Here is a 14,450-nt window from a genome sequence, read left to right as displayed (position 1 = left end):
AACGTGTAAGCTTACGAAATACAACAACGATAGATTTTCGCTTAACATAACAATAAATTCGCAGCTAATTACGATTTTAAAATAATCAATAAACGTAATTACCATGCAGCACGACATGATTATTCAAATAAACAGAATATTGCGTGCTTCGCAAACCCGACGGCTTCACTCGTCGAACTCATCATAATGAGTCAACGTGAAGTTGTTATCGTCATTTTGCTAGGCGCTGTAGAAAACAGCACCGTTTTGTTTCAGTGTAAGTATCAAGCTATCGATAACATTGAAGCACTTGTGGGTATCATTACATGACTGATCTATTTGAAAAAAGTACGATCCAAAACCAAGAGCTAGAGCTGTTCTCTAAGATATTAGATCATAATACTAATGCTATCGGTGTCACGACACTCGAAGGAGAACTGATCTACCGAAATAAAGCGTTTCAAGAGTATTTTCCTTATACGGAAGAGACTTATATACAACCGCTATTTCCTATCACGTTTGAACGTATTAATTTTGTTAAAATAAAAACCGAGCTTGAGTCCCAAGACGACCCAATCCATTTTGTCGAAACTAATCTACAAAATAACTCCTGGTCACACCTAACCGTTACACTGACAACGGTCAATCACGTTCAATATTTTATTTTTAATATTGACCACATGCTCTCACCAGAACGTGAAGGCGTGCGCGTGAACATGCAACTGGAAAAAATCATTGATCAGTTGCCTGTGCTTGTCAGTCATTTAGACAATAATGATCAATACATTTTTGCCAATCATGCCTACACCGAATTTTTTCAATGTACCTTGGATGACATCATCGGCTGCCCGATCGAAAAATTTTTGGGAAGCGATATCTATGCCCCTCTCAAACATTTAGTCAAACGGGTTAAAGGAGGAGACTCGGTCGAGTTTGATTTGTCCATATTTAAAGGGACAGAACTGAGAATGCTGCAAGTCAGGTTTATTCCTGGTGAAAGCTTCTTTGGCGATTACTATATTTTTGCGCAAGACGTGACCGAACTAAGAACCTTTCAGAAAAAATTGGAATATCGAGCCTATCACGATTCATTAACGGGCCTAACGAACCGCACGTATTTTTTAAACGATTTCGAGCAAAAATGTAAACAAAAAGCGAACGACGTTGGGCTCTTGTTTATTGATGTGGATGGTTTAAAAAATGCCAATGATAAGTACGGTCATGATTGCGGCGATAAGCTACTCAAAGATTTCTCGCAAAATTTGAAATCTTTGCTGCGTCCCGATGACAATCTATCACGCTTGGCGGGGGATGAATTTACCGTTCTCTTATCTGGGCTCACTCATCCATTGCAAGATTTGCACGAGATATGCCAGCGAATTCAAGCGCAACTTCCGACCATGATGACCATCAATAATCATCGTATCCCTTGCAGTTGTAGTATTGGCGCCACCTACATCGACCCCAATATTGATTACACCGTGGAGACGTGGTTATCTGTGGCTGATAATGCCATGTATCGGGTCAAACACCATGGCAAAGGAAGCTACAACGTTGAAATCGTTTCTCCTGACATGAGCGATCAACACCAATAAGCGAGCCACTTTGACTCGCTTATCTGAGACGGCCCGAATATCACTTACCCTTCAACATTGAAATGGTGTTGTATAAATGAATGCAGTAACTGAATGAAGTCTTGTTCTGCTAACTTGGCGCATTTCAGGGTCTGCTCATGGGACAACTCAACATCACTTAAACCTTCAGCCATGTTGGTGATCGCACAGATAGCCAGCACCGGCAATCCACAATGAGCTGCTGAAATCACTTCCGGCACCACCGACATCCCCACAACATCCCCGCCGATGACCTGCATCATGCGAATTTCTGCCGCCGTTTCAAAGTTGGGCCCAGTATAAGAGACAAACACACCTTCATTCAAAGGAATGCGTTGCTGTTTCGCCACCGCTAACGCTTCTTCCAATAACGTCTTATCGTACGCATTGGCCAAACTAAAGAAGCGCGGCCCATAAGCATCATCGTTTGGACCGGTCATTGGTGATTCGGGCATCATATTAATGTGATCGTTAAAAACGACCAGCGAACCGACGTCAATGGAATCCGGGCGTAGCGAGCCAGCCGCATTGGTCACCAACATAAACTCACAACCGAGTCGTTTAAACGTGCGCACTGGGTTCGTCATGACTTTCATCGTTTGATGCTCGTAGTAATGACCACGCCCTTTCATGCATGCTACGTCAACCCCAAACAACCGTCCGAGAACCAATTCACCGGAGTGTCCTTCTACAGTGCTGACAGGAAACCCGGCCAGTTCTTCGTATGGAATAACCACTTTATCTTCTAGAGCGTCGGCTATAACGCCCAACCCCGAGCCTAAGATCAATCCCGCTTTAGGGTGGAAGTTAGGTTTGTGTGCGTAAATGGTGTCTAATGCCTTATTAACAGGATCAGCCGTCATGACTATCGGTTCCTCGCCAGTAATTGAATCGCCACCTTACCTTAATTATCATGCTGTAAGAATCCCTTATTTTGATACAATTGTTCTATTACCCAGCACAATAGGAAACGTTTGCATGTCGCCTTCACCACATATTACTTTAAAGATGCTTCGGTATTTTAATGAAGTGGCAAAACAAAAAAGTTTCAGTGCGGCTGCCGCTGAATTGAATGTCACCAAATCACCGCTCAGCGCCCAAATAAAAGCATTAGAGACCCAACTCGATGTGACGTTACTGCATCGCGATACTCGCAATGTGTCACTCACCGATGCAGGCCGTCAGTTACAAGAAGAATGTCGCTTAATTTTTGATGTTGTGGACACGTCGATAAGCCGAGTACAGCAGCGCCATCGCCATACGCAAAATACGATCAATATCGGTGTCATGAGTTCTGTTTTCTTAACACGGTTTGGGAATGCGCTTTATCAAATACAGCAATGTTTTCCAGAGAGGACCTATCACTTAATCGAAATGTCACCTGAGCAACAAAAGCGCGCTTTACATGAGGGGCGTATCGATCTTGGCTTTGTCCGCTATGCTGATACGTACAACATCGCGCCATTACGCGCCTCTGTTGTTTTCAAAGAGAAAATGGTTGTCGCGGTCGCCGATACCCATCGTTTAGCACAACGGAAACAACTGCGCTTAACCCAGCTGAGCCAAGAAGCGTTTATCATGTTGAAGAAAACCAATTCCGCTGCCACGCATTGGTTGACTCAGCGGTGTCAACATGCGGGCTTTCATCCCAATATCGTACAAGAAGTGATTGAGCCCAATACCTTGCTCGCGGTGATTTCGATGCGCAATGCGCTCTCAATTGTCCCGCAAAGTTATGCAAATATGGGCTGGCCACATATCTGCTTTATTCCTTTGCAAGAAGCCTTACCCGCCGACATTGTGGCATTGAGTCCAGCTTCAACCAGTGACTTCGTCGAACAAAGCTTAGCTCAATTGAAACACACAATGACTCACGCTAGCGATGGTCAGACTCTGTAAGCTAGGCCAATATTTTAACGGAACAACGCTCGATTAAAGTCGGTTCGAGCTTGATCAATTGTGGGGCCGCATCCATGGCTTTTAGGCGTGCTAAGACCGCTTCCACCGCGGCTTTACCCAAACGATATTTTGGCTGATGAATGGTGGTGAGTGGTGGCGTCATAAATTGGGCAATACTGATATCATCGTAACCGATGATGGAAATATCGTGAGGAATGGCAATACGATGCTCGGCTGCGGCATTAATCGCGCCCATGGCCATCATATCGTTACTCACAAATAAGGCGGTCGGGCGAGTTGCGCGTGACAATAACGTTTGCATCGCCTCGTGTCCCCCTTCACATTCAAAGGTACTTTCGACCACCCAATCATCGTTGATCGGTAATCCCGCCTGTTGCATGGCTGCTTGATAGCCTTGGAAACGATTGAGCGCCTGATGCTGACTTAACGGCCCAGTAATACACCCAATGTGTTTATGACCGCAATCAATCAAATACTGGGTTGCCATCACGCCCCCTTGATAAGAGTTATCAAGAATTTTATCGCTGACTTCCACAATCGGCCCCCAGTCCATCACGACCACAGGAACATCAGGATAACGTTCAAAATCCATCACTTGCTTGCATTCTAGCGTGGTACACATCAGCATTAATCCATCAACACGCTTTTGCAATAACGTATCGATAGACGCGCGCATGCGCTCCTCATCGCCTTCGGTATTACATAAAATCAAGTTATAGCCTTGTTGATAACAACTGCGTTCCACGCCCTTGACCACCTCGCCAAAAAACGGATTGGTTGACGTGGTCACTAACATCCCCAGCGTTTTTGTCCGGTTCATTTTCAGGCTACGGGCTAATGCAGAAGGCGCATAATTGAGTTGTTTAGCCGCAAGATTGACCCGTTTCGCAATATCGTCGCTCACGTAACGGGTTTGGTTAATCACATGACTGACCGTGGATGTCGAAACACCGGCTTGTTTGGCTATGTCTTTCATGGTCGCCATAATGATGACTCCTGATTATTGCTGCTGTAAAAATTCCATAACTTCACGACGGGTTGGAATTGACGTTTGTGCACCGAAGCGCGTCACCGATATTGCAGCCGCACCATGCGCAAAACGTACTGCCGATTCTAACGACATTTTTTCAATTAAACCAGTCACTAAAGCGCCATTAAACGTATCGCCAGCCGCCGTGCTATCACAGGCATCGACCGCAAAGCCAGCAATGGTTTTTCCCTTACCGTCAACACTGACCCAGACCCCTTTAGCACCCAACGTAATCATCACCGTGCCAATGCCTTTCTCATGTAATGCTTGTGCCGCGCGATCAGCTGACGCTTCATCGGTCACTTCGATACCCGTTAATACTTCCGCTTCGGTTTCATTGGGAGTGATCATATCGATACAAGCCAACAACTCATCACTTAACGGTTGAGCTGGCGCAGGATTGAGCACCACGTGCGTGCCATGCTGTTTGGCCACGTGTGCCGCATAAGTAATCCCATCAAGAGGGGTTTCTAATTGCATCAGCAAGTACTCTGCCTGTTCAATAACCTGGCGATGCGTTGCAACTACTGACTCCGTTAAATACGCATTGGCTTCTTCTGATAAACAAATGGTATTTTCACCTTCTTGCGACACTTGAATCATCGCGATGCCCGTCGGACAGTTTTCTTGAACTTCAATGTGAGAGACATCCATACCATCATCGGCAAACCGTTGGCACATCGATTGGCCAAAGGTGTCATCACCCAAACTTGCTATGAAGGTAATATCACTATCAAGACGCGCAGCCGCCACTGCTTGGTTCGCGCCTTTGCCACCCGCAATGACTTGATATTGATGACCTTGTAATGTTTCACCAGGACGAGGAAAGCGCGGAACTTGCAACACATGATCGGCATTCACACTGCCAAGTACAACCAATTGACTCATGAACATACGTCCTTTCTTGAGAAGAGTGTAACGAGACGCAGCTTTTGCGTGTGCAAAAGCTGCGTATAAAGATTATTTAGTGACAATTTTTAGTGGAACTGGGATGGATTTAGGCACAGATTGACCTTTCAACACTTTGTCCGCCGTTTCTACGCCCAATGCACCGATCAAATCCGGTTGCTGCGCAATCGTCGCACCAAGTTTGCCACGTTTGACTGCAGCAATACCGTCTTTCGTTCCATCAAAACCGACAATTAACACTTTTTTACCTGATGCTTGCACCGCACGCAAGGCACCCAGCGCCATCTCATCGTTTTGAGCAAACACCGCTTGTACATCTGGATGGGCAGCAATCAAGTTTTCCATCACATTCAGACCTTTCGTGCGGTCAAAATCGGCAGGCTGACTGGCAAGTAAGTCCATGTGATCTTTTTTCACCGCGTTCATAAAGCCTTTACCACGCTCTCGCGCCGCCGATGTGCCAGCAATGCCTTCCAACTGAATGACTTTGGCTTTCTCACCCACTTTTTCCATGATGTATTTTCCAGCCATTTCCCCGCCAGCCACGTTATCAGAGGCAATGTGAGAAACTACTTGACCATGGTTGGCACCGCGATCGAGGGTCAGCACTGGAATGTGAGAGCGATTGGCTAAACGAATGGCATTGGAGACCGCATCAGAATCCGTCGGGTTAATCAAAATGGCTTTAACACCGCGAACCGTCAGATCTTCAACGTTAGACAGTTCTTTACTTGGGTCATTTTGCGAATCGAGCACAATTAAGTTGTAACCGAGTTCCTTCGCTTTCGCTTCTGCCCCTTCTTTCATGGACACAAAAAATGGGTTGTTCAGTGTCGAGATGACAATTGCCATGGTGTCTTTCGCATGCGCTGACACGGAAAGAGTGGAGCCAAGCAATACGGTCGAGATAACAGTGGCTAATTTTTTCATAATCGGATTCCTTATTGTAGGGTAAGGCTTAGTTGTCGTTACTTATTTTTATTGTCTACTAATACGGCCAGTAGAATGACAATCGCTTTTGCGATCATTTGGAAATACGAAGAAACATCTAATAAATTCAACGCATTATTTAGGAAACCAATGATCAAAGCACCAATCAAAGTTCCCATAATTTTGCCTCGCCCACCCATCAAACTTGTACCACCAAGTACGACAGCAGCAATGGCATCCAGCTCATAGCCCACCCCAGCGGTAGGTTGCGCTGACGATAAGCGTGACGTCACAATGATGCCAGCTAACGCCGCAAGCAGACCACAGATGGAATAGACCCCAATTTTCACACGGTCGACGTTAATCCCTGAGAGACGCGTCGCGGATTCATTGCCACCGAGGGCGTAAACGTAGCGGCCAAAGCGCGTGTGGTTCAGCACATACCACGCCAAGATAAATACCACGGCCATGATCCAGACCGGAACGGGAATACCCACGATGTATCCAGTACCAAACCAAGCAAACGCATCCCCTGTATCAGTAAAGCCAGTCGAAATTGGGCGACCATCGGTGTACACCATGGTCACACCGCGTAATAAGGTCATGGTCACCAAGGTGGCGATAAACGCTTGTACTTTCCCCTTGGCAATGATCACACCACTCATCGCCCCCAGCACGGCACCCGCCAATAATGACACGGGGACCGCGACCATCACTGGAATTTCCATACCGATCATCGTGGCGGCAAACGCACCTGATAAAGCTAAGACGGATCCCACACTTAAATCGATACCAGCGGTTAAAATAACCAAGGTCATCCCCACCGCAATGATCGCGTTCACCGACGTTTGGCGCAAAATGTTCATTAAGTTACCAAACGTAAAGAAATGTGGGTTTAAATACGACACCACGGCAATCAAAAAAATGAGAGCAATTAATGACTTCTGCTCAATGAGGCGCTCTTTACTCAGCCATTTTTTCTCTGGCTGCTGTTGCGGTTGTCGGGTTGTTTCAGTACTCATGCTGGCTCCTCGTTTACAGACTCTTGCATCCACTTAAGGGATTCTTTTTTATTCTTACCAACGGCACTGGCCATTAGGCTTTCTTGGTTAGCGTCATCGGCATTAAATTCGCCCGTAATATGGCCTTCATGCATGACTAAAATACGGTCGCTCATCCCCAACACTTCTGGCATTTCTGACGACACTAAAATGATGCTCATGCCTTCGGATTTGAACTCGTTAATCAGTTGATAGATCTCTTTCTTAGCCCCTACGTCCACACCTCGTGTCGGTTCATCGAGAATGAGCACTTTAGGACGCGTCATCAATCCCTTCGCAATCGCGACTTTTTGTTGATTGCCCCCGGACAGGTTGCCAATGATTTGTTCACGTTTAGGGGTTTTGATATTGAATAAATGAATAAAATCATCCACCGCCAAGCGCTCTTGCGCCTGCTGGATATGTAGGCCACGGCTAAAATAAGGCAACGCACACAAGCTCATGTTGTCTTTCACCGACAGTCCCAACACCAAACCATCCCCTTTGCGATCTTCAGAAATGTAGGCAATGCCGGCATGCAATCCATCTTTGGGGGAATGAATATTGAGAGGCTGACCGTCTAAGGTAATGTCACCATGGGTTTTTGGTAACGCGCCATAAATCATTTTCATGAGCTCCGTCCGGCCCGCGCCCATTAACCCAGAGATTCCAAGGATTTCGCCTTTCTTCAAGCTAAAGCTGACATCGTGAACCCCGTCACCACTTAAGCCGGTCACTTCCATACAGACCTCATCACTGGCCGAGGCAAGACGTGGGTATTGTTCATCCAGTCGACGCCCCACCATCAACTCAATCAGATGATCTTCGTGCGTGTTAGCCACTTCGTATTGTTTGATGAACTTACCGTCACGCAAAATCGTGATGTCATCGCAAATCTCAAAAATTTCTTTCAAACGGTGAGAGATATAGACAATCCCACAACCTTGTTCACGTAATTCACGAATGACGGTAAAAAGAGACGCCGTTTCCGTATCGGTTAACGCATCAGTCGGCTCATCCATAATGATGACTTTCGATTCAAACGACAGCGCTTTGGCAATTTCTACCATTTGCTGCTCACCTAAGCTGAGATCGCCCAATGGGGTTTTTGCCGAGTGTTTGACGTTAAGACGAGCCAGCAGCTGGTTAGCTTGCTGATACATCTCTTGCCACAAAATGCGTCCCATGGGCGAGACAATTTCTCTTCCTAAAAAAATATTCTCGGCAATGGTGAGCTCGGGAATGAGATTAAGCTCTTGGTGAATAATACTGATCCCGGCATGCTGGGATTCACGAGGCCCTTTAAATTGGACCGGCATACCTTGGTATTCAATTTTTCCCGCGTCTTTTTTGTAGATGCCAGTAAGCACTTTCATGAGCGTCGACTTACCCGCACCATTTTCTCCCATCAAGGCCATGACCCGACCGGAATACACATTCAAGCTGGCTTTATCTAACGCTTTTACGCCAGGAAACGCTTTCTCGATGTCACTTAAGGATAAAATTGGCTGACTCATCATCTGTCCTCTTTGTTGTTATCAATGCGTCGCTTGCGCGACATCAGGCTCAGAATTAAAACGTCACGCCCGCACGAAAAATAATGTTCGCAAAAGGAGAACATTCACCAGTACGTACAATGGCTTTACTGCGTTGAGTTCGAGCTTTAAACGCTTCATGCGGCATATATTCCACCGTAATCGGCTGGGTATGCGTCTGACTCTCTTGCTCGAGAAGCGTCAGGAGTGACTGATGCAAGTCCGCATTCATCTCGCGAATCTCCTCGGCCAAAATCACGCTTTCCACTTGGGACTCACTGAGCAAGGTCGCGACCGTATCGAGAAACGAAGGAATTCCCGCCGTCAGCGCTAAATCGATACGCTGCACCTGACTAGGAATTGGTAGTCCCGCATCGCACACCGTGTATTCATCGGTATGCCCCAGTGAGGCAACAAGTTGCGATAAAGGGGCGTTTAACAAGGCTGATTTTTTCATAATAAGGGCAATATCCTGTTTGGCTTATCGGAAGTCATCGATAAAAAGCCGTCATCGAAACGTTTCGATGATAATAATGACAACGAAAAAAGTTTGCATTGCTGATCGGAATAGAATGTGAATTGGATCTGTCTATTGGACAATTCAACAGAGCAATTGGTGAGAAAGATCACTCTAGTAAGAAAGGAGTGGCATAACGATTTTTCGTACCACTAACAATCTCACCTGTTATCGCGCTAAACTGGTATCATACACCACCAAATTGATGGATTTTCGCATGATAAAACGTATTGTTTTCTTAACACTTACCACGCTGGCTCTCGCCGGATGTGGTGATGATGTCGGCTCTAAAGCCTGGTGTTCTCACATGGAACAAACGCCCAAGACTCAATGGAGCAGTGACAATGCCATGGACTACGCCAAACATTGTTTAATGGGCAACGAAGTGGGCAGTCAAACTTGGTGTCAGGGCATGGAAGACAAGCCGAAAGGTGAGTGGACGGCGAACGAAGCCACCTCTTACGCAAAACATTGCATCCTGTAGCCAGATATATGGCGACGCATCACAACACATAACTGAAAAGAGAGGCGCTCAGCGCCTCTCTTTTGCTAGGTCATCAGATCGCCCATCACTCAGAGTCGTTTGATGTTTCCAGCTTTTCTTGAGCCAACGCTTTCGCGCCAGCAAAGTCCATTTTACCGGTGCCTAATATCGGCACGGCATCGACATGGAAAATGCGACTGGGCTGCATTAAACTGTCCATACCTTCTTGTGCAAGGGTCTGTTTTATCTCATCTTCTGACCGCGTACTCTCCGTTAAGACAATGATCTTCTCCCCTTTCTTTGCATCGGGAAGGTTCACCGCGACCAAATTCATCTCGCTCTCATCCAGCAACGATTTGATGGTGTTTTCCACCGCGCTCAAACTGACCATTTCCCCGGCTAACTTAGCAAATCGAGAATAACGATCGACAATGGTTAAATAACCGTCCTCGTCTAAGTGCCCTTTGTCTCCGGTTTTATACCAACGTTGACCTTCCAGTTCGACAATGGCTTCGTCGGTTTTCTCTTGATCTTTGAGGTACCCTTGCATGATTTGCGCGCCACCAATCATGATCAATCCATCTTCTCCAGCAGGCAGCGTGTCTAAGCTGTCTGGGTCGACAATTCGAAACGTCGTTCCCGGTAAGGCTAAACCGACCGTGCCCTCGCGAGATGCCTCTTGAATGTAAGCCTGCTCACGAATTAAATGCCCCGGTAAATTAACACTCGCCACAGGAGTGGTTTCGGTGGTTCCGTAACCTTCCAGAACGGGGACCATAAAGGTTTCTTGAAACGCACGTTTGACGTCAGCGTCCAACTTTTCAGCCCCGGATACCACCGCGCGCAATGAGTTAAACATCATGGGTTTGATACGGCGATTACGCTGATACATGCGTAAGAACGTTGACGTGGCACACATTAACGTTGCTTGATGTTTGGCAACGGCTTTAGCAATATTGGCGCCATCAGTAGGATCGGGATGACAAATGACCGGAATGCCTTCCATCAACGGCAGCATACCTGTCACGGTTAAGCCAAAAGCATGAAACAATGGCAACGTTGCCATGATGCGATCATCTTCTCGAACGTTCAGCACATCCGCCACTTGACGTAGATTGGCCATAATATTGCGATGGCTCAACATCACGCCTTTGGGCTCCCCTTCACTGCCCGAGGAAAATAAAATCGCGGCGGTGTCTGTCAAATGCTGGTTGTGACAAAACAGCATCGTCAGCCACGTCGCCGGTAAACCATAAGCCGCCACGGTAGTCAGCCAGCGACGAGTCGGACTGACCTCCTTCATGATATCTTCAAGATAACAGACAGAGCCCCCCTCTAAGATGGTTTCACAATCCACGCCTTTCTTACTCAGCTTCTCAATAAATTGACGTGAGGTCACCACACTATGAATATCAGCGCGCTGCTTTGCAGACGCAATCGCCTCCAGCGAGGACGTATAGTTGATATTGACCACCGTCTTACCCGCCATCAATGTCGCCACGTTAGCGAGTAAACCCGCACTGGAGGTCGGCACCAACAATCCAATATGCTGCCCAGATAATTGAGCAATGGGGTGCTTCATGAGTAAGCTGCCGATTAAGCAGCGCATATGCGACATCGGTTTACCATGACTATCGACAATCGCCCATTTCGCTGGACGCGATTTTGCCGTGGTAATCCACGTCTTCGGTAACGGCTCCAGTGTGTCCGCGTAATCATTCCAACTGGCCACCGACATATCAAACACTTTTTGTTTCACCTCGGCCGCCGTCGAATGAATCGACATGGGCTCACCAAATGCCACCGTGATATCGCGCTTTATCCCTTTATTTCGAGCTTTATCGAGTGTTTTGGTCGAACGAGAAAACGCACTTCCCCACATCCCTCTGAGATAAAACGGGATAATCACCCCTTCTGCTTGTTCGCACGCGACCTCAAAGCCATGTTTGAACTCACCCAGTTGACCCAAGTGACTGATGCGGCCTTCTGGAAAAATACACACGGTTTTGCCCGCATTGAGTAATTCGGTCACACGCTGCAAGGCCGTTTGACTGTGCCCCGGCGCAATAGGAATGACCCCAAATCGCTGGCAGATCCATTTGAAATACCAGCGCTCATAGAGATCTTGCGCCATCACAAAATGAACATGATAAGGGCTCGCCATATGGATCAACGCCCAATCTAACCAACTGATGTGGTTGCCCAGCAATAAAATGCCTTGCTCAGACTGGGGAAAGTGCTCTAAACCTATCACTTTCAATCGATATTTATGCCCAATCATCCGAGTCAGCAGACCTCGAATCAAAGCATGTGGAAAACGAATCACTGCCGTCAACGCCATAAACACACTGAGTATGAAAACCAACCACACAAGATACGCACTATTAAGTCCAGACAGCATTACACCAACCGTTAGGCCCAACACAAGCAGCATCGCCCCGGCTTGCACCATGTTTTGACAGGCCAGCACGCGCGCCAATTCCTTACGCTTTGCATAAAACTGCACGCGAGCCTGTAATGGCACAGTGATCAGAGCACAGCCAAATCCAACGCCCGTAAAGAGTAAGGCCAGCCAGCCTGCAGAGGCCACTTGCGTGACCATACCAAGACAAAGACACACACATAGCGCCCCTGTCGGGACTAACGATAAGTTAATATGCCGAAGAGAGCGCTTTGCCGAAAAAATGGCGCCGAGAATAAAGCCGACACCGAGCATCACCATGATGCTTTGAATCTCGGCATTGTGACGCAGCATGATGTGTGTTTTGGCATACAAAGGAAAAATCGTGAGCAGCACCGTCCCTATCACTAAAACACTGGCGATGCCGAGTATCGATTGCCATAAAACAGGATGACGTAAAAGGCGTCCCCATTGGCGCGTCAAACCATGGGATTGGGTGTGCGTCGCCCAAGTCAGAGAAGAGGAGGAAGCGGACTCTGCCGGGTTATTGGATAAACGAAAGGCAAAGTAACATTCAACGGCGGATATCACGACCAATACCCATCCTAATGCGGCCACATGGTGTAAAACCATTGCGGACGAATCGCTCGACTTAAGCGGTACCAGTTGGGTAAAGGCCATGGAGCACACAACACTGCCAAGTACCAGCGATAACACGGACACGGCTTGTACCCAGCCGTTGGCTTGTCCGAGCTCTTGTGAGCCAAAACGTTCACGCATATAGCCATTTTTAGCCGGAGAATAGAACGCGCTTTGGATGGTAAGGACCACACTTAAGGCCAAAGCCAAATAGAAATGCCCCGAATAATAGCTGTAGGTAATTAGCAATGACGTCACCAACCCGCCGACGGCGCACATCCGAATGACGCGTCGTTTCGGATAACGGTCCGCCATAAATCCTGTCGGCAAAATGACAAGAACAAAAGACAACAACATCAATCCATTGACGAGCGCCATCCAACCGATGTGTTCACTTTTAGGAAAACTCTCAAAAATGGTATTTTGCACTATGACCTTGTGGCCAAAGTCGACAAATATATTGGCGAACACCACCAACAGATAAGCCATAAACCCTTTATTTCTCAATGTTTGATGCATAGAACGCCTCCCAGCTTGTCTGACGTTCACCAACATAGCCTATATCCGTCGTGGTTAGGTTAGCCCCATATCAGGAGGCGCAATGTTGACGTAAATTTAACCAAACCATTGATATAAAAATAAGATCTTAAGAAACGAGGCCGCCGAAACAATCATACCTTCGCTTCTTTGCCAAAAATCATTACAATGCGCGGCACTGAAGGTTGGGTGAAAAATGGCAGGGGGAACCATGAAATTAAGTCAACGATTACGACTGATCGCCCAATGGGCAGAGACACAAACGCAGCAACACGCTTATGATCACATTTGGGATGGGTGCTGTGACCATGGCTATCTTGGCGCCGACCTGTTACAGCGAATCAGCTCTGCCACCATACATTTTGTCGATGTGGTGCCTCATCTGATCGAACAACTCACCCAGCGCTTGCAAACGCACCAGACTGAGGCCACACGCCACTGGCGCACCCATTGTATCGATATGACGCAGTTGCCTTTGACGCATTTCTCGGGCCGACACTTGGTGATCATTGCCGGGGTCGGCGGTGATCTCATCAGCCACTTTATCGAGCAAATAACCCGCAACCACCCCAACCTTGAGGTGGATTTCATTGTGTGCCCAGTGCGACATCAATACGCACTGCGCCAGCGTTTGATCACCCATCATTACCGTTTAAGACGTGAAGCGTTGGTGGAAGAAAACCGTCGGCACTACGAAATTCTAAGCATTACCCAGTGCCGAGATGATACCTCAACCTCGCTCCACCCTGTCGGCCAACAAATCTGGCAAGCAGAGAACGAAGCACAACAGCAGGTGATCCAACGATATCACCGGAATACCATCGCCCACTATCAACGTCTCTTGCACCATAATGCCCAGGAAACGGATGACGCATTACGTGCTTATCATGCCATTGAAGGCTTATCACCGCCCTAA

Annotated in this window: 12 protein-coding genes; 4 read left to right on the top strand and 8 right to left on the bottom strand. The window is 47.3% G+C overall.

Features of this window, described 5'->3' with window-relative positions; translation table 11 throughout:
* Positions 1 to 305: 305 nt before the first annotated feature.
* Positions 306 to 1,574, top strand: coding sequence for a diguanylate cyclase domain-containing protein (locus tag EAE30_RS04650; protein WP_123014888.1), 1,269 nt, complete (start codon positions 306 to 308; stop codon positions 1,572 to 1,574).
* 44 nt (positions 1,575 to 1,618) lie between these two features.
* On the opposite strand, the gene xapA is transcribed toward EAE30_RS04650, so the two are convergent.
* Entirely contained in the window at positions 1,619 to 2,455 is an 837-nt protein-coding gene (gene xapA, locus EAE30_RS04645; RefSeq protein ID WP_123014887.1) for a xanthosine phosphorylase, read from the bottom strand.
* 115 nt (positions 2,456 to 2,570) lie between these two features.
* Here xapA and EAE30_RS04640 point away from each other — a divergent pair, with 115 nt between their 5' ends.
* Positions 2,571 to 3,491 (top strand): LysR family transcriptional regulator, encoded by a 921-nt coding sequence (locus EAE30_RS04640; RefSeq protein WP_123014886.1) that lies wholly within the window; start codon positions 2,571 to 2,573, stop codon positions 3,489 to 3,491.
* A 1-nt stretch (position 3,492) separates the two neighbouring features.
* Here EAE30_RS04640 and EAE30_RS04635 read toward each other — a convergent pair whose 3' ends face one another.
* The 6 genes from EAE30_RS04635 to rbsD all read right to left on the bottom strand — a co-directional run bounded on the left by EAE30_RS04635 (position 3,493) and on the right by rbsD (position 9,413).
* Complete coding sequence (locus EAE30_RS04635) at positions 3,493 to 4,497, bottom strand: substrate-binding domain-containing protein (protein ID WP_123014885.1); 1,005 nt, start codon at positions 4,495 to 4,497, stop codon at positions 3,493 to 3,495.
* 15 nt (positions 4,498 to 4,512) lie between these two features.
* On the bottom strand, positions 4,513 to 5,430 hold the full coding sequence (gene rbsK, locus EAE30_RS04630; protein ID WP_123014884.1) for a ribokinase: 918 nt from the start codon (positions 5,428 to 5,430) through the stop codon (positions 4,513 to 4,515).
* A gap of 72 nt (positions 5,431 to 5,502) precedes the next feature.
* Positions 5,503 to 6,381, bottom strand: a complete 879-nt coding sequence (gene rbsB, locus EAE30_RS04625; protein ID WP_123014883.1) for a ribose ABC transporter substrate-binding protein RbsB — start codon at positions 6,379 to 6,381, stop codon at positions 5,503 to 5,505.
* A gap of 38 nt (positions 6,382 to 6,419) precedes the next feature.
* A complete protein-coding gene (rbsC, locus tag EAE30_RS04620) occupies positions 6,420 to 7,403 on the bottom strand; it encodes a ribose ABC transporter permease (RefSeq protein WP_123014882.1) in 984 nt (327 codons plus the stop codon).
* Positions 7,400 to 8,938 (bottom strand): ribose ABC transporter ATP-binding protein RbsA, encoded by a 1,539-nt coding sequence (gene rbsA / locus EAE30_RS04615; protein ID WP_123015016.1) that lies wholly within the window; start codon positions 8,936 to 8,938, stop codon positions 7,400 to 7,402. Before rbsA ends, rbsC begins: the two co-directional genes overlap by 4 nt.
* A gap of 55 nt (positions 8,939 to 8,993) precedes the next feature.
* Positions 8,994 to 9,413 carry a D-ribose pyranase gene (gene rbsD, locus EAE30_RS04610; RefSeq protein WP_123014881.1) on the bottom strand — a complete coding sequence of 140 codons (420 nt, stop codon included), beginning with the start codon at positions 9,411 to 9,413 and terminating at the stop codon, positions 8,994 to 8,996.
* A 280-nt stretch (positions 9,414 to 9,693) separates the two neighbouring features.
* On the opposite strand from rbsD, the gene EAE30_RS04605 reads away from it, so the two are divergent.
* Positions 9,694 to 9,957: a DUF3012 domain-containing protein gene (locus EAE30_RS04605; protein ID WP_123015015.1), complete on the top strand. Its 264-nt coding sequence runs from the start codon at positions 9,694 to 9,696 to the stop codon at positions 9,955 to 9,957.
* Positions 9,958 to 10,042: 85 nt separating this feature from the next.
* On the opposite strand, the gene EAE30_RS04600 is transcribed toward EAE30_RS04605, so the two are convergent.
* A complete protein-coding gene (locus EAE30_RS04600; protein WP_123014880.1) occupies positions 10,043 to 13,516 on the bottom strand; it encodes an acyl-[ACP]--phospholipid O-acyltransferase in 3,474 nt (1,157 codons plus the stop codon).
* A gap of 229 nt (positions 13,517 to 13,745) precedes the next feature.
* Here EAE30_RS04600 and EAE30_RS04595 point away from each other — a divergent pair, with 229 nt between their 5' ends.
* The gene (locus tag EAE30_RS04595) at positions 13,746 to 14,450 is read left to right on the top strand and encodes a tRNA (adenine(22)-N(1))-methyltransferase (protein WP_164711790.1); all 705 of its coding nucleotides are present in this window, start codon (positions 13,746 to 13,748) and stop codon (positions 14,448 to 14,450) included.

The organism is Vibrio zhugei (genome assembly GCF_003716875.1).
Lineage (GTDB): Bacteria > Pseudomonadota > Gammaproteobacteria > Enterobacterales > Vibrionaceae > Vibrio > Vibrio zhugei.
The sequence above is the reverse complement of the archived record's forward strand: the minus strand, read 5'-3'. Positions and strand labels throughout refer to the sequence as shown.

Bases quoted from the DNA above. Each gene is read 5' to 3' on its own strand.
- rbsB (WP_123014883.1), bottom strand. From the start codon at position 6,381: ATGAAAAAATTAGCCACTGTTATCTCGACCGTATTGCTTGGCTCCACT.
- rbsC (WP_123014882.1), bottom strand. From the start codon at position 7,403: ATGAGTACTGAAACAACCCGACAACCGCAACAGCAGCCAGAGAAAAAA.
- xapA (WP_123014887.1), bottom strand. From the start codon at position 2,455: ATGACGGCTGATCCTGTTAATAAGGCATTAGACACCATTTACGCACAC.
- EAE30_RS04635 (WP_123014885.1), bottom strand. From the start codon at position 4,497: ATGGCGACCATGAAAGACATAGCCAAACAAGCCGGTGTTTCGACATCC.
- EAE30_RS04650 (WP_123014888.1), top strand. From the start codon at position 306: ATGACTGATCTATTTGAAAAAAGTACGATCCAAAACCAAGAGCTAGAG.
- EAE30_RS04595 (WP_164711790.1), top strand. From the start codon at position 13,746: ATGAAATTAAGTCAACGATTACGACTGATCGCCCAATGGGCAGAGACA.
- rbsK (WP_123014884.1), bottom strand. From the start codon at position 5,430: ATGAGTCAATTGGTTGTACTTGGCAGTGTGAATGCCGATCATGTGTTG.
- rbsD (WP_123014881.1), bottom strand. From the start codon at position 9,413: ATGAAAAAATCAGCCTTGTTAAACGCCCCTTTATCGCAACTTGTTGCC.
- EAE30_RS04640 (WP_123014886.1), top strand. From the start codon at position 2,571: ATGTCGCCTTCACCACATATTACTTTAAAGATGCTTCGGTATTTTAAT.
- EAE30_RS04600 (WP_123014880.1), bottom strand. From the start codon at position 13,516: ATGCATCAAACATTGAGAAATAAAGGGTTTATGGCTTATCTGTTGGTG.
- rbsA (WP_123015016.1), bottom strand. From the start codon at position 8,938: ATGAGTCAGCCAATTTTATCCTTAAGTGACATCGAGAAAGCGTTTCCT.